This is a genomic window from Streptomyces sp. NPDC054796, assembly GCF_053611545.1.
Genome location: NZ_JBSHAO010000048.1, coordinates 1 through 19,906, shown reverse-complemented (window position 1 = coordinate 19,906; position 19,906 = coordinate 1). Strand labels below are relative to the sequence as shown.

The 19,906-nt window shown below is 70.5% G+C and carries 16 protein-coding genes; 7 read left to right on the top strand and 9 right to left on the bottom strand.

Annotated elements, in window-relative coordinates; translation table 11 throughout:
• Window positions 1–214: 214 nt before the first annotated feature.
• The 3 genes from ACWGJ2_RS30700 to ACWGJ2_RS30690 form a co-directional block, all read right to left on the bottom strand.
• Window positions 215–970 (bottom strand): hypothetical protein, encoded by a 756-nt coding sequence (locus ACWGJ2_RS30700; protein WP_453349542.1) that lies wholly within the window; start codon window positions 968–970, stop codon window positions 215–217.
• 700 nt (window positions 971–1,670) lie between these two features.
• The gene (locus tag ACWGJ2_RS30695; protein ID WP_453349541.1) at window positions 1,671–2,765 is read right to left on the bottom strand and encodes a transcriptional regulator; all 1,095 of its coding nucleotides are present in this window, start codon (window positions 2,763–2,765) and stop codon (window positions 1,671–1,673) included.
• Between the two features lie 232 nt (window positions 2,766–2,997).
• On the bottom strand, window positions 2,998–4,320 hold the full coding sequence (locus ACWGJ2_RS30690) for a tetratricopeptide repeat protein (protein ID WP_453349540.1): 1,323 nt from the start codon (window positions 4,318–4,320) through the stop codon (window positions 2,998–3,000).
• Between the two features lie 142 nt (window positions 4,321–4,462).
• Between ACWGJ2_RS30690 and ACWGJ2_RS30685 the strand changes: the two genes are divergently transcribed.
• The 5 genes from ACWGJ2_RS30685 to ACWGJ2_RS30665 all read left to right on the top strand — a co-directional run bounded on the left by ACWGJ2_RS30685 (window position 4,463) and on the right by ACWGJ2_RS30665 (window position 6,314).
• Entirely contained in the window at window positions 4,463–4,693 is a 231-nt protein-coding gene (locus ACWGJ2_RS30685; RefSeq protein ID WP_453349539.1) for a hypothetical protein, read from the top strand.
• Entirely contained in the window at window positions 4,690–4,953 is a 264-nt protein-coding gene (locus tag ACWGJ2_RS30680) for a DUF7848 domain-containing protein (protein WP_453349538.1), read from the top strand. The genes ACWGJ2_RS30685 and ACWGJ2_RS30680 overlap by 4 nt, the downstream gene beginning before the upstream one ends.
• A gap of 85 nt (window positions 4,954–5,038) precedes the next feature.
• Entirely contained in the window at window positions 5,039–5,377 is a 339-nt protein-coding gene (locus ACWGJ2_RS30675; protein WP_453349537.1) for a hypothetical protein, read from the top strand.
• Window positions 5,367–5,867 carry a hypothetical protein gene (locus ACWGJ2_RS30670; RefSeq protein WP_453349536.1) on the top strand — a complete coding sequence of 167 codons (501 nt, stop codon included), beginning with the start codon at window positions 5,367–5,369 and terminating at the stop codon, window positions 5,865–5,867. The genes ACWGJ2_RS30675 and ACWGJ2_RS30670 overlap by 11 nt, the downstream gene beginning before the upstream one ends.
• Before the next feature lie 57 nt (window positions 5,868–5,924).
• Complete coding sequence (locus ACWGJ2_RS30665) at window positions 5,925–6,314, top strand: hypothetical protein (protein ID WP_453349535.1); 390 nt, start codon at window positions 5,925–5,927, stop codon at window positions 6,312–6,314.
• 102 nt (window positions 6,315–6,416) lie between these two features.
• Here ACWGJ2_RS30665 and ACWGJ2_RS30660 read toward each other — a convergent pair whose 3' ends face one another.
• Window positions 6,417–7,529, bottom strand: a complete 1,113-nt coding sequence (locus tag ACWGJ2_RS30660) for a MalY/PatB family protein (RefSeq protein ID WP_453349584.1) — start codon at window positions 7,527–7,529, stop codon at window positions 6,417–6,419.
• A gap of 275 nt (window positions 7,530–7,804) precedes the next feature.
• On the opposite strand from ACWGJ2_RS30660, the gene ACWGJ2_RS30655 reads away from it, so the two are divergent.
• A complete protein-coding gene (locus tag ACWGJ2_RS30655) occupies window positions 7,805–9,349 on the top strand; it encodes an FGGY family carbohydrate kinase (RefSeq protein WP_453349534.1) in 1,545 nt (514 codons plus the stop codon).
• Between the two features lie 63 nt (window positions 9,350–9,412).
• On the opposite strand, the gene ACWGJ2_RS30650 is transcribed toward ACWGJ2_RS30655, so the two are convergent.
• The 4 genes from ACWGJ2_RS30650 to ACWGJ2_RS30635 form a co-directional block, all read right to left on the bottom strand.
• The gene (locus tag ACWGJ2_RS30650) at window positions 9,413–10,816 is read right to left on the bottom strand and encodes an RNA polymerase sigma factor (protein ID WP_453349533.1); all 1,404 of its coding nucleotides are present in this window, start codon (window positions 10,814–10,816) and stop codon (window positions 9,413–9,415) included.
• 265 nt (window positions 10,817–11,081) lie between these two features.
• Window positions 11,082–13,001: a DNA primase gene (dnaG, locus tag ACWGJ2_RS30645; protein ID WP_453349532.1), complete on the bottom strand. Its 1,920-nt coding sequence runs from the start codon at window positions 12,999–13,001 to the stop codon at window positions 11,082–11,084.
• A 446-nt stretch (window positions 13,002–13,447) separates the two neighbouring features.
• On the bottom strand, window positions 13,448–15,190 hold the full coding sequence (locus ACWGJ2_RS30640; RefSeq protein WP_453349531.1) for a pyruvate dehydrogenase: 1,743 nt from the start codon (window positions 15,188–15,190) through the stop codon (window positions 13,448–13,450).
• Between the two features lie 199 nt (window positions 15,191–15,389).
• The gene (locus tag ACWGJ2_RS30635) at window positions 15,390–16,652 is read right to left on the bottom strand and encodes an NAD(P)/FAD-dependent oxidoreductase (RefSeq protein ID WP_453349530.1); all 1,263 of its coding nucleotides are present in this window, start codon (window positions 16,650–16,652) and stop codon (window positions 15,390–15,392) included.
• Between the two features lie 478 nt (window positions 16,653–17,130).
• Here ACWGJ2_RS30635 and ACWGJ2_RS30630 point away from each other — a divergent pair, with 478 nt between their 5' ends.
• The gene (locus ACWGJ2_RS30630; protein WP_453349529.1) at window positions 17,131–18,243 is read left to right on the top strand and encodes an ArsR/SmtB family transcription factor; all 1,113 of its coding nucleotides are present in this window, start codon (window positions 17,131–17,133) and stop codon (window positions 18,241–18,243) included.
• Here ACWGJ2_RS30630 and ACWGJ2_RS30625 read toward each other — a convergent pair.
• The gene (locus ACWGJ2_RS30625) at window positions 18,209–19,606 is read right to left on the bottom strand and encodes a PucR family transcriptional regulator (protein ID WP_453349528.1); all 1,398 of its coding nucleotides are present in this window, start codon (window positions 19,604–19,606) and stop codon (window positions 18,209–18,211) included. The genes ACWGJ2_RS30630 and ACWGJ2_RS30625 overlap by 35 nt on opposite strands.
• Window positions 19,607–19,906: the final 300 nt, after the last annotated feature.

The window sequence follows — 19,906 nt, the reverse complement described above, 5'->3', positions numbered from 1 at the left end:
ACCGCCTTGAGGTCTGGCCGACGCTCCGCGCTCCGGTGCCCGGCGCGGGATCACGGACGAGCAGGTCGAGTCCCTGGGCGCCCGGTCCCTCGGCCGGGCGCCCCCTTCGGGTGATTCGCGCTGGTCGACGCAGCCGATGGCCCAGGCTGCCGGCATGTCGCAGTCGGCCGTCTCCCGGGTCTGGCGGGCGTTCGGCCCAGAAGTACTGGTGCGCCTATTTTCCGGGACTTTTCGGCCGGGACACCTCTCCGCGGGAAAGAGGGGAGGAACCCTGGTAGCTCCTGGGGCCCGCTGAATTCCGTGACGGCGGCGAGGCCGCCGCATTGCGTACCCCGTTCCCCGGTGGGTAAAACCGGGCCGCTTGCGACACCGTCAACATGGCGGGAGAAGAGTGGGTGTTGCCAGTTTCCACAGCTCTACCTCGCCGGAGATCGTCATAGCGTTGTGCGAAATGGTGGTAGTAATTCTGGCCGGTGGTGGCCATCACCCATGCACCGCTGCGGTACTGGTCCTCCACCCAGTCTTTGGCGAGTTCCTCGATATCATCCCAAGTTCCCTGCTGATCGGCAGGGATTGTCCTCCGCCAATTCTGGAAGTCATCGAACGCCACTGGCTTATTTCGTCGATAACTTTGGCTAATACTGGACTCCCGGGTTGCCTGCATATGGATCACGTACGATGCGGCGTGAGCGTTGATCTCTTCGTCCGTCGACACCTGGACGTATTCCTCACGCGTCATTGAGCGCCAATCGGCGCATGCCCCGGTGACGCTCGCCATCAGGTGGCTAATTTCATGCCCGACGGCTACTGCCGTATTACGCGGATCATTCTGGGCCATATCGACCCAGATTTTGTTGTCGTAGCAGAGATCCTTTCCCGGTGGAGCCCAGAGAATCTCAATATCACTGGTACTGTCACGATACAAGTTGATATCTTCCAGGATTTCCAGCGCCCGTCCCGAAGAATGCAAGTAATGGAATATTTCGTCTCTGGTCGCGTCGGGTACCGGTTCACCGAGCGCTCGTTGCCGGGTGTGCCTGTGACTGCTGGAGTGCGCGTTCGTGTGGGGCATGGTTACCCACTCGATCCCTTCATGTCGGAGAAGCCAACAGTGCGGCTCGTCGAAATCACCGACCACGGGGGCGAAGTCCTTGTCGAGCAGCTACCAACAGACACCAACGCAGTCACGCCACAAAGAGTTCAATGGGTTTCGTCAGCGGCGCCTCTCCAGGGTGACGGCGGCTCGAACCACTGACGCGAGGCGGTTGCGGTTGCAGTGGCCATGACAGGGAGATCTGCCAGTCCTTGAGGCGGGCAAAGGAGCGCTCGACCGAGCTGCCGAGCCAGGCGTGCCCGGTCGGCACCCCTCTGATGCGCGGCGGTCAGCTCGTGCCCACAGTAAGCGTCGTCGCTACAGTGGGAGGACCCCAGGGACGAGCGCGTACGGGCGACAATGGCGGAACGTGCGGCGCCGCTACCTGTGCGCGCCTCTGTGGTGCGTGCTGTGCGGCAAGACGGCGACGGTCACCGACCACTTCCCCGAGGCGCGCCGTGCGCTGACCGCTCGGGGCATTGCTGATCCGAACGCGCGGTCTCGTCCGAAGGGCACGTCGTACCGCGACCGCGAAACCGCGAAGCACCAGCCGGGCGGATGGGTCGCCGAATGCGTCCTACCTCACCGCCATTGAAGGCGGGGTGGCGAGACGCGCACGCTCATAGAGGTTCCGGGCGGCTTGATTCTTCAGGTAAGGGCGAATTCGAGCCTGCATCCGGGAAATGCTTTGATCGCACTGCCCTGATTGCACATGCGGGTAGATATCGACAACTTTACCCCACGTGCCGCACGCACTCTCAAGGTGCCCAATCTCCAGTTGACGCTCTGCGAGCAATGAGAGATAGCGGATTCGATTCCTTTTGAAGGAACTGTGCCGCAGCTTATCGGACTCTTCCAATTCCTGGACCGACCCGCGAATATCTCCGAGCTCGTAACGGACTTGTCCTGCATGATAGGTAAGGGATGAAGGGTTATACGAGCCGAAAGTCTTTGTCTGTGACTCGGCCTTTTCCATCGCCACTTCAGCCTCTCGGAGGTACATCAGCGCGTTCGCTCGTTCCCCAAGCTGAGCCGATGCGTGCGCTTGTTGCCCAGCCAGGAAAGCGCGCATTCGGGGACCAGCCTGCGGCGAAGCAGATGCGGCGGCGTCGGCAAGACGCATGGCCACTTTTCCATGTCGGAGATCAACGGCCTGGACACTCATTCCCCGTAGCGTCGTGCAGTAGGTGAGATGGTCTTCCGATGCCCCTGCCAGTTCTAGCGCTTTCAAGTAATACTGTCGCGCCAGACCGTGAACACCCTCATCAACAGCCATGTATCCGGTGAGGTAGCAGAGATCGGAAGCCGCCGACATCATCGCCTTGCGGACTTCATCGGAGGCGTCGGCTCGAAGGTAGGGCGCGACCGTATTCACGAGGAATGCTGCTGCCATCGGCCGTGCGTGACGACCCCCGAATTGGTCATCCAAGTCGGATACGCGCTCCGTCATGGCAATGACCATATCCACTTCAGCCATTCCTATACGCGCGGACTTTCCAGTCTGAACCGCTTCCATGCGGCCCACGACATCCGGCCATCCGGGAACGGTGAGCGCAACGGAGAACAGTCCTGCGCTGAGGACGCTTCGGCGTGAGGGGTCCATGTCCTGCCTCCCGAGGTCAATCGGCCCTTCCACCGTAGTTGGGTGGCAGTTCAACTCGCTGATGCCCACGGTCGTTCAACTCCTCACGCATGAGTGCCCTAAGCCCTTAACGCTCTAACTCCTGCTCCCTTCCCAGCATCAGAGAGTCGGGTCTTTCGCCGAGCGCCCACACCGCCATTACGACCCCGAGCCCGGCGACGATGACGACTCAGACGTGTGGGACTGACCCTAAGAAGTCACAGAGCCCCTGCTCGTCACCCAACCAGAGTGGCGGACACGGAGGCTTCTTTCACGCTTCCGCCTACATGGCACGGCAGCGGTCATAGATTTCACAAGCCGCTGCATTTGCCCGGAAAGGGCGCAAAAGGGGTACGATTTTTGCAACCTGCGCGTCCACTCTGCCGGAATGGATAGTCGGCACTTCCTCCAGGACATTGCTCCAGGTTGCGCACGCCGCTTCAAGATGACCTATTCCCAACTTCCGTTCCGCAAGCATGAAGTTGAAACGAATGGCGGACCTTCGACTATCACTGGAATCCCGGAGGTGGAAATGCTCCTGCAAAGATTCAACGCTACCGCTCACGTCGCCGAGTTCAAAACGTACTTGGGCGGCATGGTACGCGAGGGTCGCGGAATTGTATGAGCCGAATGTCTTGGAGCGGGATTCCGCCTTTTCTACGGCGATCTCGGCTTCACGAAGATACCTTATAGAATTTTGACGGTCACCCATTTGGGCGCTGGCGTGCGCTTGTTGCCCGGCGAGGAATGCCCGCATACGCGGCCCCGCCTTCGGAGAGGCTGCGGCGGCCGCATCGGCAAGTCGCAGTGCGTGCCTCCCATGCCGGAGGTCCACCGCCTGCACACTCATGCCTCGCAGTGTAGTGCAGTAGGTTAGATGATCCTCGGCAGCTCCCGCGAGTTCTAGCGCTTTTAGGTAATAGCCTTGGGCGATCCCGTGAACGCCCTCGTCCACGGCCATATATCCAGTCAGATAGCAAAGGTCCGACGCGGCAGCCATCATGGCTTTACGGACGGATTCGGGTGCGCTTGCCCGCAAGTAGGGCGCTACGGTATTCACTAAGAAGGCGGCTGCCATCGGCCGTGCGTGACGCCCCCCGAATTGGTCGTCAAGGCTGGAGACTCGCTCGGTCATAGCGACGACCATGTTTACGTCGGCCATCCCTATACGTTGCGTCTGCCCCTTTTGAACAGCCTCCATACGTCCGATAACGTCAGGCCAATCTGGAATGGTGAGCGCAACGGAGAACAGTCCTGCGCTGAGGACGCTTCGGCGTGAGGGGTCCATGTCCTGCCTCCCGAGGTCAATCAGCCCTTCCACGGTAGTTGAGCGGCTGTTCGACTCTTCCGAGGGTGCTGGAAAGCCTGCTTCGGTGTGCGTGATGGGCCGGAGCAGTCTTCGAGCGAGTGCTTCCAGAATCAGCGGCCGGACGGGTTCCTTCGGCAGGTGGCCGGCCAACCACTGGTGGACTGAAGGCTGTTGGTACTTGAGAGGAGTTCCACGCTCGGTCCCGAGGCGGTTGACCTCTTGGGCGAACTGTCGCAGCGTCCACCCGGTCTCGCGGAACAGACGCTCTAACGCTGTGTTCGGCTCGCTGATGCCCACGGTCGTTCAACTCCCCACGTATGAGTGCCCCAAGCGCTTAACGCTCTTAACTCCTGCCCCCCTTCCCAACGGTACCGCCGACCGTGATCAGCCGGTTGCCTTTAGTGAGCAGCCCGGTTCGCGGCGGAAAGGACGCAGGCGAGTGAGTACAGATCTGGAACCGCCCTCCGTAGGCGCGCTGGTCGTGGACACCCAGCACGTGATGTTCGGGGAGTTCCGCGCGGTCGTCGGCCCCCGCTGGAGACTGCGGTCGCTCAGCGGCGGGGCTGAGTGGGAGGCAGAGCCCGAGCGCGTCCGCCCCGTAGACCCCATGGAGCGTCTGCGTGCGGAGACCGACCGCGCGAACGCGCGCAGCCGGGGTGAGCTTCTGTGACAGCCCGCCGCAAGTTCGCGTTCTTCGACTGGCGGCTACGGCCGGACCAGGACGACGACGCTCCGCCGACCACGTACACGTTCCGGTGTCTCACGCTCAACGACGACGACACCGAGTGCGCCGCGAAGTCACCCGCGAGCGATGATCCGACCGAGCCGCAGACGTGGGCCTTTGCCCATATGCGGGAGTTCCCCGAGCACACCAGCTACGCCGAAGTGACCGAACGCCCGTGGGCCATGTGGCGGGAGGGGCCGACGTGAACGGGCGATCGCGTCTGCCGGGCTACGTGGAGGCGCTGCGGGCCGCGTTGGAAGCCGTACGCCAGCGGACACCGGAGACAGATCGGTGACCGGCCACGCGTGCGAGGTGGAGGGCGGCAACCACCTCGGCCCGGCAGTCCGGTACGTGGCCACCGCGCGCTACCCGTGGCACGCACCGGTGTGGCTGTGCCCCCGGCACGGCACCTACCTTCCCATCGCCGCCGTCCGCGCCCACGTCACCGGGGAGAGCGTGGCCCGCGCCATCGCCGTCTTCACGGGCGCCGGGAATCGCCTCGCCGATACCGAGGCGACCGAGCCCGAGCCGGACCCCGAGCAGGAACCCGAACCCGCGCCCACCCTGCGCGTGGTGCGCACACCGTCACTCCCACCCGCAACTGACCTGGAGCAGCCCCGTGCCACGTGACCACACCGTCCTCATCCCCGCCGACCCCGAAGACGTCTTCTACGACCCCCACGGCTGGGCCACCACCGCAGGTTTCCCCGTCGCCGTACTCGACGGCCAGCAGCAGCACTTCGTCATGCGCCGCATCCAGGACCGCGCCGTACGCCTCATGTACGAACTCCCCCACGGCACCGCCTGCCTCACCAGCTACCCGCGCCCCATGCCACGAGGCCAGACCATCGAGATCATGGAAGGCAACCTCGCCACCCTCCTCACCGCCCACGCCTGCCACCCCCTGCGCCTGCGCGAGAAGGGCGAACGCATCACGGTGGACGGCACCACCCGCGACTGCGTGTCCACCGTCCTTGTGCCCCGGCACTGGTGGCACGCCCGCCACACCCGCATCGGCAAAGCCCTGCAACACGACGGCCGCACCGTCATCCTCACCGCACCCCTCGTCGGCGGACGCACGCTACAGCTCACCACCGTCGCACCCAGCCCAGCCCCCTGAGCCGCCCGCCCACCGGACGGGGCATCCGCGCCTCCGCACCACCACCAAGGACGACCCATGTTGCAGTGCACAGCCGTGCGGCAACTGCCCGCCCGCGAAACGCTCACGCAGATCCTCGCTGCGGACGACCCGCCCGACGACCTCGCAGGGGTCGCCAGCGGGTACGCGGTATGCGAACTGGGCGCGCACACCGAGGGCGAACACGCCAACCACATGTGGGACAGCCCCGAGCCCGAATGCGCCGTGTGGTTCCTGTGGTCGGACACGGGCCACCGCTTCGCCACGCTCACCTGGTGCGACGCCGAGTGCAAGGGCGACGCGTGCGGACTGCACGCCGAGCACCCCTCAGCGCACCTGTGGGACGTGGTGGACCCGACCACTGAGGCACTGGCACACGACCTGGCCGCGCACCCGGAGTGCTGGGGCTTCCCGCCGAACGGCTTCTAGCCGGCCCGGTCGTCCTGGCGTCCCCCCGGCGACCGCCCCCACGCCCCGCGCCGAACCGTCAGCCCGCCTACCGGGTCGGGCCCCGCCCGGCAGTCGGGCCCGTCAGACCGCGGACGCCATTCTGCTGACCGCCTCCTCCAGGACCTCGGGCGAGGTCGCCAGGTTCAGCCGCGCGTGGCCCGCGCCGCCGGTGCCGAACGCGGGGCCTGGGTTGAGGGCTACGCGGCCCCGTTCCAGAAAGGCCGCGGCCGGGTCGTCGCCCAGGCCCAGCGCGCGGCAGTCCAGCCAGGCGAGGAAGGTTCCGTCCTGCGGGCGGTAGCCGACCTCCGGAAGCCGTCGCTCCAGCAGCCCGGCCAGCAGTCTCCGGTTCTCCTCCAGGCCGCACAGCAGGGCCGAGAGCCAGTCGCCGCCGTGCCGGAGCGCGGCGGTGTGGGCGATGACGCCGAGGTGGCTGGGGCCGTGGCCGACCTCCTCCGGCATCCGGGCCAGGTCGGCCGCGGCGTCCTCCCCCGCCACGGCGACGGCCGCCTTCAGGCCCGCGAGGTTCCACGCCTTGGAGGCGGACATCAGTGAGAAGGCGCGCTCCGTGCCCGGTACGGAGAGGTAGGGGACGTGGCGGGCGCCGGGCCGCACGACGGGCGCGTGGATCTCGTCGGCGACGACGCGGACACCGTGCGCGCGGGCCAGCTCGGTCACCGCCGCCAGCTCGTCCGGCGTGTGGACGGTGCCCGTCGGGTTGTGCGGGCTGCACAGCAGATACGCGGCACTCCCGGACCCGGACCTGGCCGTCGGCCCGGACCCGGCCGTGGCCCGCGCGAACGCGGCGGCGAGCGTGTCCGGATCGAGCCGCCCCTCCGCCGTCAGCGGTGCCTCGACGACGCGGCGGTCCATGTGCGAGACGAACTGGTAGAAGGGCGTGTAGACGGGCGAATTGACGACGACGGTGTCACCGGGCCCCGTGATCAGCTTCAGCACCTCGACGATGCCCATCATCACGTCGGGCACGACCGCCGTCCGCTCCGGCGGGAAGCCCCAGTCCCAGTGGCGCCCGGCGAAGGCGGACAGCGCCTCGGCGTAGTCCGTGCCCGCCGGGTAGCCGGTGTCGCCGCGCGCGATCGCGTCGCGAAGTGCCTCGGCGACGGGCCCGGCCAGCGGCACGTCCATCTCGGCGACCCACAGCGGCAGCACGTCGGGCGGGTACGTGCGCCACTTCATGCTCGTGCGGCGGCGCAGTTCGTCCAGGGTGCACGCACGCAACGGGTTGGGCTCCCGGGCGGAGACATCAGCGACAGGGGACACCGGGGACGGACGCGAGGGGGGCGACGGGGTGCCGTCGCCGGGGCGGGAGAGAGGAGAGCTGGCCACGTCGCCACGCTAGATCCTCACGGGCCGCGCGGACAGGGGGCGGCCGGCGGGCGGACCAGGGCTCGGGCGGGCCCGTCAACAGCCCGGCCCCCGCCGGCGCGCACACGTAAGGCATCATTCCGGGCATGGGGATAGTCGCCGGTCTGGACAGCTCAGCCGATCACACACGCATCATCGTCTGCGACGCCGATACGGGTGCCGTCGTCAAGCAGGGGTACGCCGAGCACTCCGGTGAGCGTGACGACCCGCAGTCCTGGCTCATCTCGCTCGGCAAGGCGGCCAGCACGGGCCAGCTCGCCGACGTCCAGGCCATCGGGGTCTCCGCGCAGCAGCAGGGCCTCATCGCCATGGACGCGACGGGCGCTCCCGTACGGCCCGCGCTGCTCGGCAACGACAAGCGGATGCAGACCTCGGCCGCCGACCTCGCGGACGCGCTCGGCGGGCGCGAGGCGTGGGCGCAGGCGGTGGGCGCCGTGCCGCAGGCCGCGCACCCCGTCTCCAAGCTGCGCTGGATGGCGCGCAACGAGCCGGAGGCGGCGGCGCGCGTCGCCGAACTCATGCAGCCGCACGACTGGCTGGTCTGGCAGCTCCTCGGCCGCCCGGCCCGCAGGACCACGGACCGCGGCGACGCGTCGGGCACCGGCTACTGGTCGGCCGCCATGGAGTCCTACCGCCCCGACCTGATCGAGCTGGCGCTCGGGCACCAGGTCAGGGTCCCGGAGGTCGTCGGCCCGGCCGACTCCGCCGGGTCCACGCCCGAGGGGCTGCTGATCTCGGCGGGCACGGGCGAGACCATGGCCGCCGCCTTCGGGCTCGGCGTCGGCATCGGCGACGCGGTCATCTCGCTGGGCGCGTCCGGGTCCGTCTTCGCCGTGCACCACGAGGCGCTCGTCGACCCGTCGGGGACCATCACCTCGTACGCGGACGCCACGGGCATGCACCTGCCCGCCGTACGGACGCTGAACGCGACGCGCGTGCTGCGCGGCACGGCCGAGTTGCTGGGCACGGACCTGGACGGGCTCTCCGAGCTGGCGCTGCGCTCGACGCCGGGCGCGTACGGGATGGTGCTGCTCCCCTATCTGGAGGGCGAGCTGACCCCGCAGCTCCCGCACACAGCGGGCTCGTTGCACGGGATGCGCCGCGAGAGCATGAAGCCCGAGCATCTGGCGCGCGCGGCCGTCGAGGGGATGCTGTGCGGGCTGGCCGACGCGCTGGACGTGCTGCGCGGCCGTGGCGTACAGGTGCGGCGCGTCTTCCTGCTGGGGCAGGCCGCTGGGCTGGCCGCCGTGCGGGAGGCGGCGCCCGCGCTGTTCGGGGCCCAGGTCGTCGTGCCGCAGCCCGCCGACTACACCGCGCTCGGCGCGGCCCGCCAGGCGGCGTGGGCGCTCAGCGGCGGCGGACAGCCGCCGCAGTGGCCGGCGGCGGCGGCCGAGACGTTCGAGCCGGGCGAGGAGCTGCCGGTGGGCCAGGCCGTGCGGCAGCAGTATGTGACGGTGCGCGAACAGACCCACCCCGGCGCGTTCGGTCCTGGCCCCGTCGTCGGCCAGGCGCGGGAGCAGCACGGGCCGGGGCAGCAGCAGGTGCCGGACCAGCGGATGCCGGGGCATCCCGGGGAGACGGGCGGCGCGTACGACGGGACGTACGGCGGAACGTACGGCGGCGGCGTTTAGCGCGGGCGAGGACGGGGGCGGCGGGCCGCTGCCGTCGGTCTCGGCAGGACCGGCCGCCTTCCATCAGTCCAGGTAGCCCCTGAGCTGGTCGGCGAAGGCGTGATCGCGGAGCTTGTTCAGCGTCTTGGACTCGATCTGGCGGATGCGCTCGCGGGTGACGCCGAAGAGGCGGCCGATCTCCTCCAGCGTGCGCGGGCGCCCGTCGACGAGCCCGTAGCGCAACTGCACCACCTTGCGCTCGCGCTCGCCGAGCGTGGACAGCACCGCCTCCAGGTGCTCGCGCAGCAGCAGGAACGCGGCGGACTCGACGGGTGAGGCCGCGTCGCCGTCCTCGATGAGATCGCCGAGGTTGACGTCGTCCTCCTCGCCGACGGGCGCGTGCAGCGACACCGGTTCCTGGGCCAGGCGCAGGACCTCGGTGACCCGCTCCTCGGTCAGGTCGAGCTGGACGGCGACCTCTTCGGGCGTCGGCTCGTAGCCGCGCTCCTGGAGCATGCGGCGCTGGACGCGGACGACGCGGTTGATCAGCTCCACGACGTGGACGGGGACGCGGATCGTGCGGGCCTGGTCGGCAAGGGCGCGGGACATGGCCTGGCGGATCCACCACGTCGCGTAGGTGGAGAACTTGTAGCCCCGCGCGTAGTCGAACTTCTCGACCGCCCTGATCAGCCCGAGGTTACCCTCCTGGACGAGGTCCAGCATCGTCAGACCGCGCCCGACATAGCGCTTCGCGACGGAGACGACGAGCCGCAGGTTGGCCTCGATGAGACGGCGCTTGGCCATCCGGCCGAGGACGACCAACTGGTCCAGATCCAGGGCGAGTTGACTGTCCAGGTTGGAGTGGTTGGCGAGCTTCTCCTCCGCGAAGAGTCCGGCCTCGACGCGGCGGGCCAGCTCGACCTCCTCGGCGGCCGAGAGCAACGGGATCCGGCCGATCTCGCGCAGGTACTGGCGGAACAGGTCGGCCGAGGGGCCAGCGCCGGGCGACTCCTGCCGCGGGATCTCCGGCTCGCGCTCGTGCTCCCGCTCCCGCTCGCCCTCCGGGTCCGGAGCCGCCGTGCGCTCCAGCTCGGGCGGGCCCGGCTGGGCCGGTACGGCCCCGAGGACTTCGACGGACCCGGCCCCGGCCGCCTCCGTTTCCGTGTCCGCCGGTTCCGCTTCGGTGGGCGCCTCGGAGTGCGGGGGTGCGACGGTGACGCCGGGGGCAGCGGCGGCCGCGTGGGCCGCCGGGGACACGGATGACGCCGGTGAAGCGGTGGAAACCTCTGGGGCGGCGGAGGCCGCGCCGGTCAGGGTCTGGGTCTGCACGGGGGCGACCTCCAGTGTGATCGCTGCCGGTTCGGGGGGCGGCGTGCGCGACGGGGACGGCCGCGGCCGGGCCGCACTCCGTCCGTATCTGCTGTGCGGATCCGCGGGGGACTCCGGCCCCTCCTGGCCAGCACCGCCGCGCTCCGAGGACTCAGGCACCGCAAACCAGTGTGGAGTACGACACACTCCTGCCACGAGGGTCGTGCGCCCAGTTTTTGGGATGAACCGTGACCCAATGAGTACGAACGGTTACGAACCGGCCCCGAGTGCGCCGATTGGCACATGCCTCCGGCGCGGCCACGCGCTCCCGGGCGCGGAAGCGGGGTCCGCGAGACGGTTCGGGGGCGCCTGCGGGCGCGCACGGAGTCCGGCCGTCCGGCGGCCGGGGCGACGGCCGGGGCGGGACGCTACGCCGCCGAGGCGCTCAGAGCGCCGCCGCGCCCCGCTCCCGGAGGGCACGCCCGTACTGCTGGAGGGTCCAGATCTGCTGCCGTACGGAAGCCGACTGCTCGTAGTCCCGCTGGGCTTCGAGACGCCGGGCCGCGCTCTCCAGATCGGCGATGCGCGCGTTGACCGCCGCGAGGCGCACGGCGACGAGCTGCATGCCCGCGTACACCTCGTCGGGATCGCGTCCCCGCGCGCTGCGCAGCGGCTCCACGGCCAGCTCGGTGACGAGGGTGCGCACCGAGTCGTCGGGCGCCGCCTCGCGCACCCGGGCCAGATAGCCGCTGTCCGACTCGCCGCCCGCCGCGCCGCCCGCGGCCTCGATGGCCTGGCGCACGACGGCGTAGGGCGGCCCGGTGAACTCGTCGGCACCGTAGGCGTCGAAGGCCGGAGAGACCAGCTCGGGCCGCTGGAGCGCCAGCTTCAGCAGCTCGCGCTCCACGCGGTGCGCGGGGCTGCGCAGGTTCAGGGCCGGGCCCTGCTGCGGCGCGGCGGCCGGGGGCGCCGGCCGTCCGGCGCCCGGGGCGTGCGCGGGCGCCTGGCCGCGCGGCGGGGTGTTCCCGCGCTCGCGGGCCCAGCGGGCGAGCTGGCTGACGCGGCGCACGACGAACTGCGTGTCCAGGATGCCGAGCAGCCCGGCCAGCCGCACCGCGTACTCGTGCTGGATCGAGACGTCCTTGATCTGCGCGACGATGGGCGCCGCCTGCTCCAGCGCGGCCGAACGGCCCTCCGCCGTGTCGAGATTGTGCTGGTCGACGAAGGTGCGGATGGCGAACTCGAAGAGCGGGGAGCGGGACTCGACGACCTTCGCGACGGCCTCGTCGCCCTCGGCCAGGCGCAGGTCGCAGGGGTCCATGCCGCCGGGGGTGATCGCGATGGAGGTGCGGGCCGCGAACTTCTGGTCGTCCTCGAAGGCGCGCAGGGCCGCCTTCTGCCCGGCCGCGTCGCCGTCGAAGGTGAAGACGACCTCCGACTGCGAGTTGTCCATCAGCAGCCGCCGGAGGATCTTGATGTGGCCCTCGCCGAAGGCCGTGCCCGACGTGGCGACGGCGGTGGTGACCCCGGCCAGATGGCACGCCATGACGTCCGTGTAGCCCTCGACGACGACGGCGCGGTTGCCCTTGGCGATGTCCTTCTTCGCGAGGTCGATGCCGTAGAGGACCTGGGACTTCTTGTAGATCGGGGTCTCGGGGGTGTTGAGGTACTTCGGGCCGTTGTCGTCGTCGCGGAGCTTGCGGGCGCCGAAGCCGACGACCTCGCCGGTGATGTCGCGGATCGGCCACATGAGCCGTCCGCGGAAGCGGTCGATGGGCCTGCCGTTGCGGGCCTCCTGGGCGAGCCCGGAGAGGATCATCTCCTTGTCCGAGAAGCCCTTGCCGCGCAGGAAGCGGGTGAGGTGGTCCCAGCCGGCGGGGGCGTAGCCGATGCCGAAGTGGTGGGCCGCGTCCTGGTCGAAGCCGCGCTCGGTGAGGAAGCGGCGGCCGATCTCGGCCTCGGGCCCGCTCATCTGCTCCACATAGAACTGGGCTGCCACCTTGTGGGCCTCGACGAGGCGGGTGCGCTCCCCCTGCTGGCTGGCCCGGCCGTAGCCGCCCTCCTCGTAGCGGAGCGTGATGCCCGCGGTGGCGGCGAGCCGCTCGACGGCCTCGGAGAAGGAGAGGTGATCGACCTTCATCACGAAGTCGAGGGTGTCCCCGCCCTCCTGGCAGCCGAAGCAGTGGTAGAGGCCCTTGCTGGGGCTGACGTGGAAGGAGGGGGACTTCTCGTCGTGGAAGGGGCACAGGCCCTTGAGGTTGCCGCCGCCCGCGTTGCGGAGCTGAAGGTACTCGGAGACGACGGCGTCGATCGGGACCGCGTCCCTGACCGCCTTCACGTCCTCGTCATTGATCCTTCCAGCCACGCAGTGCAGTGTACGGGGCCCCTTCGCGGGGTGCGGAAGGGAACGGTGGGTCACCCCTTCACCGGGCTGCGCCCCCACACGGGGTGCGAGGTTGACCGCCACACGGGGTGCCCGGTTCTTGTAGGGGTGCGCCTTGGCTGGTGCCTCTTGGGGTTGCGGGCGCGTGCTGCGGGCCGGTGGCTACGGCGCGGCACCGGACACCCCCCGCCCACGCGCCCACGCGCCCACGCGCCCACGCGCCCACGCGCCCACGCGCCCACAACCACGGTGGAAACCCGGAATCACGCGGCGCCAGCCGCGAACGCACCGCAACCACACGCCGCGCCGAAGCCACCCACCCGCACCCGGAAAACAACGGCGAACCCGCGAAAACCCAGCGCGGGACCCTGCGGCGCCCACCACACCGGCCAACCATCCCGCGCAACACCCCCGTGCAGGGGCGAGCCCTACGGCCGGGGGACGTTGCGGAGGTTGGAGCGGGCCATTTGGATCATGCGGCCGACGCCCCCGTCCAGCACCGTCTTGCCCGCCGAGAGGGCGAACCCGCTCACCTGCTCGCGGGTGATCTTGGGCGGGAGGGACAGCGCGTTCGGGTCGGTCACGATGTCGACGAGCGCCGGCCCCTTGTGCTGCAACGCGTCCCGCAACGCGCCCCGGATCTGCTTGGGCTTCTCGACCCGTACGCCCTTCGCACCGGCCGCCTCGGCGATCGCCGCGAAGTCCGTGTGGCGGTACCCGGTGCCGTAGGCGGGCATGCCGTCGACCATCATCTCCAGCTCGACCATGCCGAGCGAGGAGTTGTTGAAGAGGACGACCTTCACGGGCAGGTCGTACTGGACCAGCGTCAGGAAGTCGCCCATCAGCATCGAGAAGCCGCCGTCGCCCGACATGGAGACGACCTGGCGGCCCCGGTCGACGAACTGGGCGCCGATGGCCTGGGGCAGCGCGTTGGCCATGGAGCCGTGGGTGAAGGAGCCGATGACGCGGCGGCGGCCGTTCGGGGTGAGGTAGCGGGCCGCCCAGACGTTGCACATGCCGGTGTCGACGGTGAAGACCGCGTCGTCGGCGGCCTCCTCGTCCAGGATGGACGCGACGTACTCGGGGTGGATCGGGGTGTGCTTCTCGACCTTGCGGGTGTACGCCTTGACCACGCCCTCCAGCGCGTCGGCGTGCTTCTTGAGCATGCGGTCGAGGAACGAGCGGTCGGCCTTGGCGCGCACCCTGGGCGTCAGGCAGCGCAGCGTCTCGCGTACGTCGCCCCACACCGCGAGGTCCAGCTTGGAGCGGCGGCCGAGGTGCTCGGGGCGCACGTCGACCTGGACGATCTTGACGTCCTTGGGCAGGAACGCGTTGTACGGGAAGTCCGTGCCCAGCAGGATCAGCAGGTCGCACTCGTGGGTGGCCTCGTAGGCGGCGCCGTAGCCGAGCAGTCCGCTCATGCCCACGTCGTACGGGTTGTCGTACTGGATCCACTCCTTGCCGCGCAGCGCGTGGCCCACCGGGGACTTGACGCGTTCGGCGAACTCCATGACCTCCTCGTGGGCCCCGGCGGTGCCGCTGCCGCAGAAGAGGGTGATCTTCTCGGAGTCGTCGATCATGCGCGCCAGCGCGTCGACCTCGGCGTCACCCGGGCGGACGGTGGGGCGGGAGGTGACGATCGCGTGTTCCTCGGGGCTCTCGGGTGCCTGCTCGGCCGCGAGGTCGCCCGGCAGGGCGAGCACGCTGACGCCCTGCTGGCCCACCGCGTGCTGGATCGCGGTCTGGAGGACGCGCGGCATCTGGGCCGGGCTGGAGATCAGTTCGCTGTAATGGCTGCACTCGCTGAAGAGCCGGTCCGGGTGGGTCTCCTGGAAGAAGCCGGTGCCGATCTCGCTGCTGGGGATGTGCGAGGCGAGGGCGATCACCGGGGCCATGGAGCGGTGGGCGTCGAAGAGGCCGTTGATGAGGTGGAGGTTGCCGGGGCCGCAGGAGCCCGCGCAGGCGGCGAGGCGGCCCGCGACCTGGGCCTCGGCCCCGGCCGCGAACGCGGCGGTCTCCTCGTGCCGCACCTGGATCCAGTCGATCGCGGAGTTGCGGCGGATGGCGTCCACGACGGGGTTGAGGCTGTCGCCCACGACCCCGTACAGCCGCTTCACCCCGGACCGCACCAGGGTGTCCACGTACTGCTCGGCCACGGTCTGCTTCGCCATCGCTGTTCACTGCCCTTCGCCGCGTGTTCTTCTGCTCTGGGGTCGCTCGGGGGCCTTACCGGTACGGCCCGGACCCATGCGTGGGCCGGGCCCCTCCGTGCGGAGGAGTCCGGCCGCGGGTGGGGCCGTCCGTCCGGAGTCCCCGGTCCGGGGTACCCCGGACCGGGTTCCGACTCCCGACTACGGCAATTTATCCCCTTTACCCCTTTTTGAGCGCGGTGAGCGGCACCGCCGGGTCGGCGAGGGCGTGCGGGTCCACGGCGTCGCCCGAGCGGATCAGCTCCTGGACGGGACCCGTGACGTCCCAGACGTTGACGTTGAGCCCGGCCAGCACCCGGTCGTCGCGCAGCCAGAAGGCGATGAACTCGCGCTTGCCGACGTCACCGCGGCAGACCACCTGGTCGTACGAGCCGGGCGGCGCGTAGCCGCTGTACTCCATGCCCACGTCGTACTGGTCGGAGAAGAAGTACGGCACCCGGTCGTAGCTGATCTCCCGGCCGAGCATGGCGCGGGCCGCGGCGGGGCCGCTGTTCAGCGCGTTCGCCCAGTGCTCGACGCGCAGCCGCTCCCCCACCAGCGGATGCTGGACGGAGGCGGCGTCGCCCGCGGCGAAGATGTCCGGGTCCGAGGTGCGCAGCGAGGCGTCCACCGCGATGCCGCCGCCTGGGCTCGGGGCCAGCTCCAGGCCCGACGCCTCGGCGAGCGCGGTGCGGGGCGCCGCGCCGATGGCCGCGAGCACGTCGTGCGCGGGGTGCTCCTCGCCGTCGTCGGTGCGCACGTGCTGGACCATCCCGTCCCGGCCCGCGATCTCGGTGAGCCGGGCCCCGAAGTGGAAGCGGACGCCGTGCTCGCGGTGCAGATCGGCGAAGAGGGTGCCCAGCTCGGGCCCGAGGACGGTGTGCAGCGGGGTCGGCTCCGGCTCGACGACGGTGACCTCGGCACCGTAGGAGCGCGCGGCTGCGGCGACCTCCAGGCCGATCCAGCCCGCGCCCGCGATGACCAGGTGCCCGTTCTCCTTGCCGAGGGCCGCGAGGCGTCCGCGCAGCTTGTCGGCGTGCGCGAGCCTCCGCAGGTGGTGCACCCCGGCGAGCCCGGTGCCCGGCACGTCGAGACGGCGCGGCTCGGCGCCCGTGGCGAGCAGCAGCGTGTCGTAGTGGACGCGGGTGCCGTCGCCCAGGCGGACGCTCTTGGCCTCGCGGTCGAGCTGGACGGCGGGCTGGCCGAGGTGCAGTTCGATGTCCGCGCCCGCGTACCAGGCCGGTTCGTGCACGAAGACGCTGTCGCGCTCGTCGGCCCCCATGAGATAGCCCTTGGACAGCGGTGGCCGTTCATAGGGGTGGTCGCGCTCGTCGCCGATCAGGATGACGCGGCCGGTGAACCCCTCCGCGCGCAGGGTCTCCGCGGCTTTCGCCCCGGCGAGCCCTCCGCCGATGATGACGAACGTCCGGTGTGCGTCAACCACTTGATGCCTCCTCGCTGGCCCCCCGCCGGAAATTGTTCACAGGCGAGCGTCCCGCATCGGCGGGGGCGCGGGAAGAGGGGCACAGGTCCCGGAGGCGTGTCGGCCCGCGCTGTGCCCTCCAGGAAACGGGCGAATGGCCAGGAGGAGGGCGGGGAAGTACCCGTGCGCGAGCGGCGAGGCGCGAAAAAGAACGGCGCGGCGGGTGAGGCGCGGAGACGGGGCGCGAAGAAGGGGGTGCTGCGACGGGGACACGGCGGAGGGGCACAGAGAGGGGGCACAGAGAAGGGGTGGCGAGAACCGCCTCCCCCGAGGACGGCTCCGCCACCGCAAGGAAAGCCTCGCGCGGTCGCGGACGAATCGCGGCGGTTTCGTGGAGAAAGCAAACGGAACCCCTGATTCCGCTCTTCCTTCCCTACCGTGGGACGACACGGCGGAGAGACCCGGGCGAAGCGGGACCGTGGAGGGAGGGCGAGCACGAGTGCTGCGCATCGAGTTCAGCAGCGCGGAACTGAACAGGCTGCGACTCGCGGACACCCCGGACCCGATGTGGGAGATCGCCCTCAGCCTGCACCTTCTCCAGAACCGCCAGGCCGCCCTCGCCTTCGACCCCTGGCGCCACGAGGTCAGGGCGGCGCTCGCCCGCGAAGGACTGCTCCGCACGACCTCGTCCCTCATGCGCCTGTATCCGCACGCCGTCTACTTCCCCGACTTCCTCACCCCCGAGTCCCTTCCGCCAGGTGAGGTACCCGGCAGCCCTGAAGCCGCGCTGGAGACCGGCATCGACACGGTGCTGAGCACGCCCAAGGCCCGCATGGGCGCCGAGATGACCCGGCTCTACGACTCCAGCGGGGGCCGCCTGCCGCCCGGGGCCCAGCGCATCGCGGAAGGCGACCCCGAGGCGCTGCGGCGGCTCGGCGAGGCGCTGCGCCGCTACTACGCGGTGGCCGTCCAGCCGTATCTGCCCGCCATCCGGGGCGAGGTGAGCGCCGACCGCTCCCGGCGCGCCGAGGCCGCGCTGTCCGAGGGCCCGTCCGGACTGCTGACCAGCTACGGGTCCCTCCTGAACTGGCACCCCGACGAGGGCGCCCTCGCGGCCCCCTACCCCGTACCGCGCGAACTGCGCCTGGAGGGGCGCGCGCTGACCCTGATCCCGTCCTTCTTCTGCGTACGGGCACCCATCACGCTCGCCGACCAGGACCTGCGGCCCGTACTGGTCCACCCCCTCTCCCCCGCGCCCGGCTGGCTCGCGCGCGCCCCGCGCAGGCCGGGCACGGAAGCTGACGGACGGGACGCGCGGTACGGCGCTGCGGCGCAGGGGCAGCCGGAGGAACTGCCCGTCTCGCAGCTCATCGGCGCCTCGCGCGCCCAGTTGCTGGAGGTACTGGAGCAGCCGAAGACCACCAGCGAACTGGCCATCGCGCTGCGCCTGTCGCTGTCCACGGCCAGCCGTCACACCTCCGTGCTCCGCGAGGCGGGACTCGTCGCCTCACGGAGGCACGGCAACCGCGTCCTGCACAGCCGCACCACCCTCGGCGAGGCCCTGCTCGACGGCTACCTCAGCCACCTGCCGCCAGCAGCCTCCGGGCCGTGAGCGCGAGGGACAGCTCGACGGTCTCGCGCGGGCTGCTGAGCGAACGCCCTGTCAGCTTCTCGTAGCGGCGCAGCCGGTTGAGCACCGTGTTGCGGTGACAGCTCAGCCGCTCTCCCGCGCGCTGCGCCGACTCGTCGCACTCCAGCCAGGCCGTGAGCGTGTCCAGGAGCAGCGCGCGGTCCGTGTGCTCCAGGCGCAGAACGGGCCCCAGGACACGCTCGGTGAGCACGGACGCCAGCTCGGGCGAGGAGACGACCAGGGCCGAGGGCAGGTTGTCGTGCAGCAGCGTGATCTCGCCGTCGGCCGGACAGGAGCGCAGCGCGGTCTCCGCGAGCGCCCTGGCCTCCCCGACAGCGGCCAGGCCCTCGACGGGCGTGCTGACGCCGGCACGGAGCGCCGCGCCGACGCCGGTACGGAGGGGGGTGACGCGGGGGTCGGGGGCAGGGCGGGCGGGGTGGCCGCCCGGCCGGGGGTGGAGGGCGCGCAGGGTGCGGGCCAGCGCCTCGGGGCCCGCGTCGCCGTCGAGCCCGGCGAGCCCGGGGCCGTCCAGGAGCGCGATGACGAAGTCGGTGCCCTCGTCGCCCTCGCCGCCGGGTGCGGGGTGCCAGAGAAGGGGGACGGCGGGGGTGGGGGCGGGCCCGTGTTGCGGCTGCGGTCCGCGCCCGGTTCCCTGGCCAGGTCTGTCGGCGAGAGCGCGTAACGCGGTACGCCCCGGCCCCGAGATCGCGGCCACCGCGTAACGCCCGTGCTCGGGCAGCCCGAGCGCCGCTGCCACCTCGGGCAGGTCGGCCACCCGCGTTCTGCCCTGGAGCAGCGCCTCCGTCATCAGCCGCAGCCGGTTGACGCGGCGCCAGGACAGCTCGCGCTCGGCCGCGCGGTAGGCGTCGGCGACGACGGTGCAGTGCTCGTCGACGAACTCCCAGACGTCCTCCGCCACATGGACGAGCAGCCGCATGTTCTGCGGGTCCTGGCGCGACGCGATCTCCAGCAGGTCCTGCCACACGGCGCCGCCGCCGAGCCGGAAGGCGTGCAGCACGGCGTCGAGCGGCAGGCCGCGCGCGGGGCCCGCCGCGCCGATGCGGCGCGAACAGCGGTGCGCGTCCTCGCGCAGTTCGCGCGGCCTGATGAGCGAGCCGACGCTGTAGCTGAGCGACTGGTGGACCTCGCGGCGCAGTTCGACCGGGTCGACGGCGGGTGCGCGGTACGCGGGCTCGTGCTTCTCGATGAGCGCCGTCACACGGTCGGCCAGCTCCGGCAGCCGGTCCAGCAGGGGCCGCGCCGAGCGGTGCAGCACGGCAGTGGCCTCCTCCTTGGCCGGTGGCCGGGGACGGAAGCGGGCGCGCGTCCCTACGACTGAGTGCATCACGACCTCCACCTCTGTGCGGATGGGTGTGCGGGCGGGGGGCGGGGCGGGGTGGGGCCGTCAGCGTACCGTCCGGTCGGTCATCTCTGAACGGTTCCGCTTCGCGAGGCTGCGGAAGGAAACGGGGGAGTTGCGCGGGACGGTCAGCCCGTGAAGTGGGGACCGCAGGTCCCGCGCCGGGGGTGGGCCCCGGCCCACCCGGAGCGGCAGTGGGCCACCGGCGGGACGGGGACGCGGTGGGGTGTCCCCGCAGGTCGAGACGAACGACGGCGGAAAGCCGAAAACGAAAGCTTCACGCCG

Excerpts from the sequence above, each read along its gene's own strand:
- ACWGJ2_RS30625 (WP_453349528.1), bottom strand. The coding sequence starts at position 19,606 with ATGCACTCAGTCGTAGGGACGCGCGCCCGCTTCCGTCCCCGGCCACCG.
- ACWGJ2_RS30665 (WP_453349535.1), top strand. The coding sequence starts at position 5,925 with ATGTTGCAGTGCACAGCCGTGCGGCAACTGCCCGCCCGCGAAACGCTC.
- ACWGJ2_RS30660 (WP_453349584.1), bottom strand. The coding sequence starts at position 7,529 with ATGAAGTGGCGCACGTACCCGCCCGACGTGCTGCCGCTGTGGGTCGCC.
- ACWGJ2_RS30655 (WP_453349534.1), top strand. The coding sequence starts at position 7,805 with ATGGGGATAGTCGCCGGTCTGGACAGCTCAGCCGATCACACACGCATC.
- ACWGJ2_RS30640 (WP_453349531.1), bottom strand. The coding sequence starts at position 15,190 with ATGGCGAAGCAGACCGTGGCCGAGCAGTACGTGGACACCCTGGTGCGG.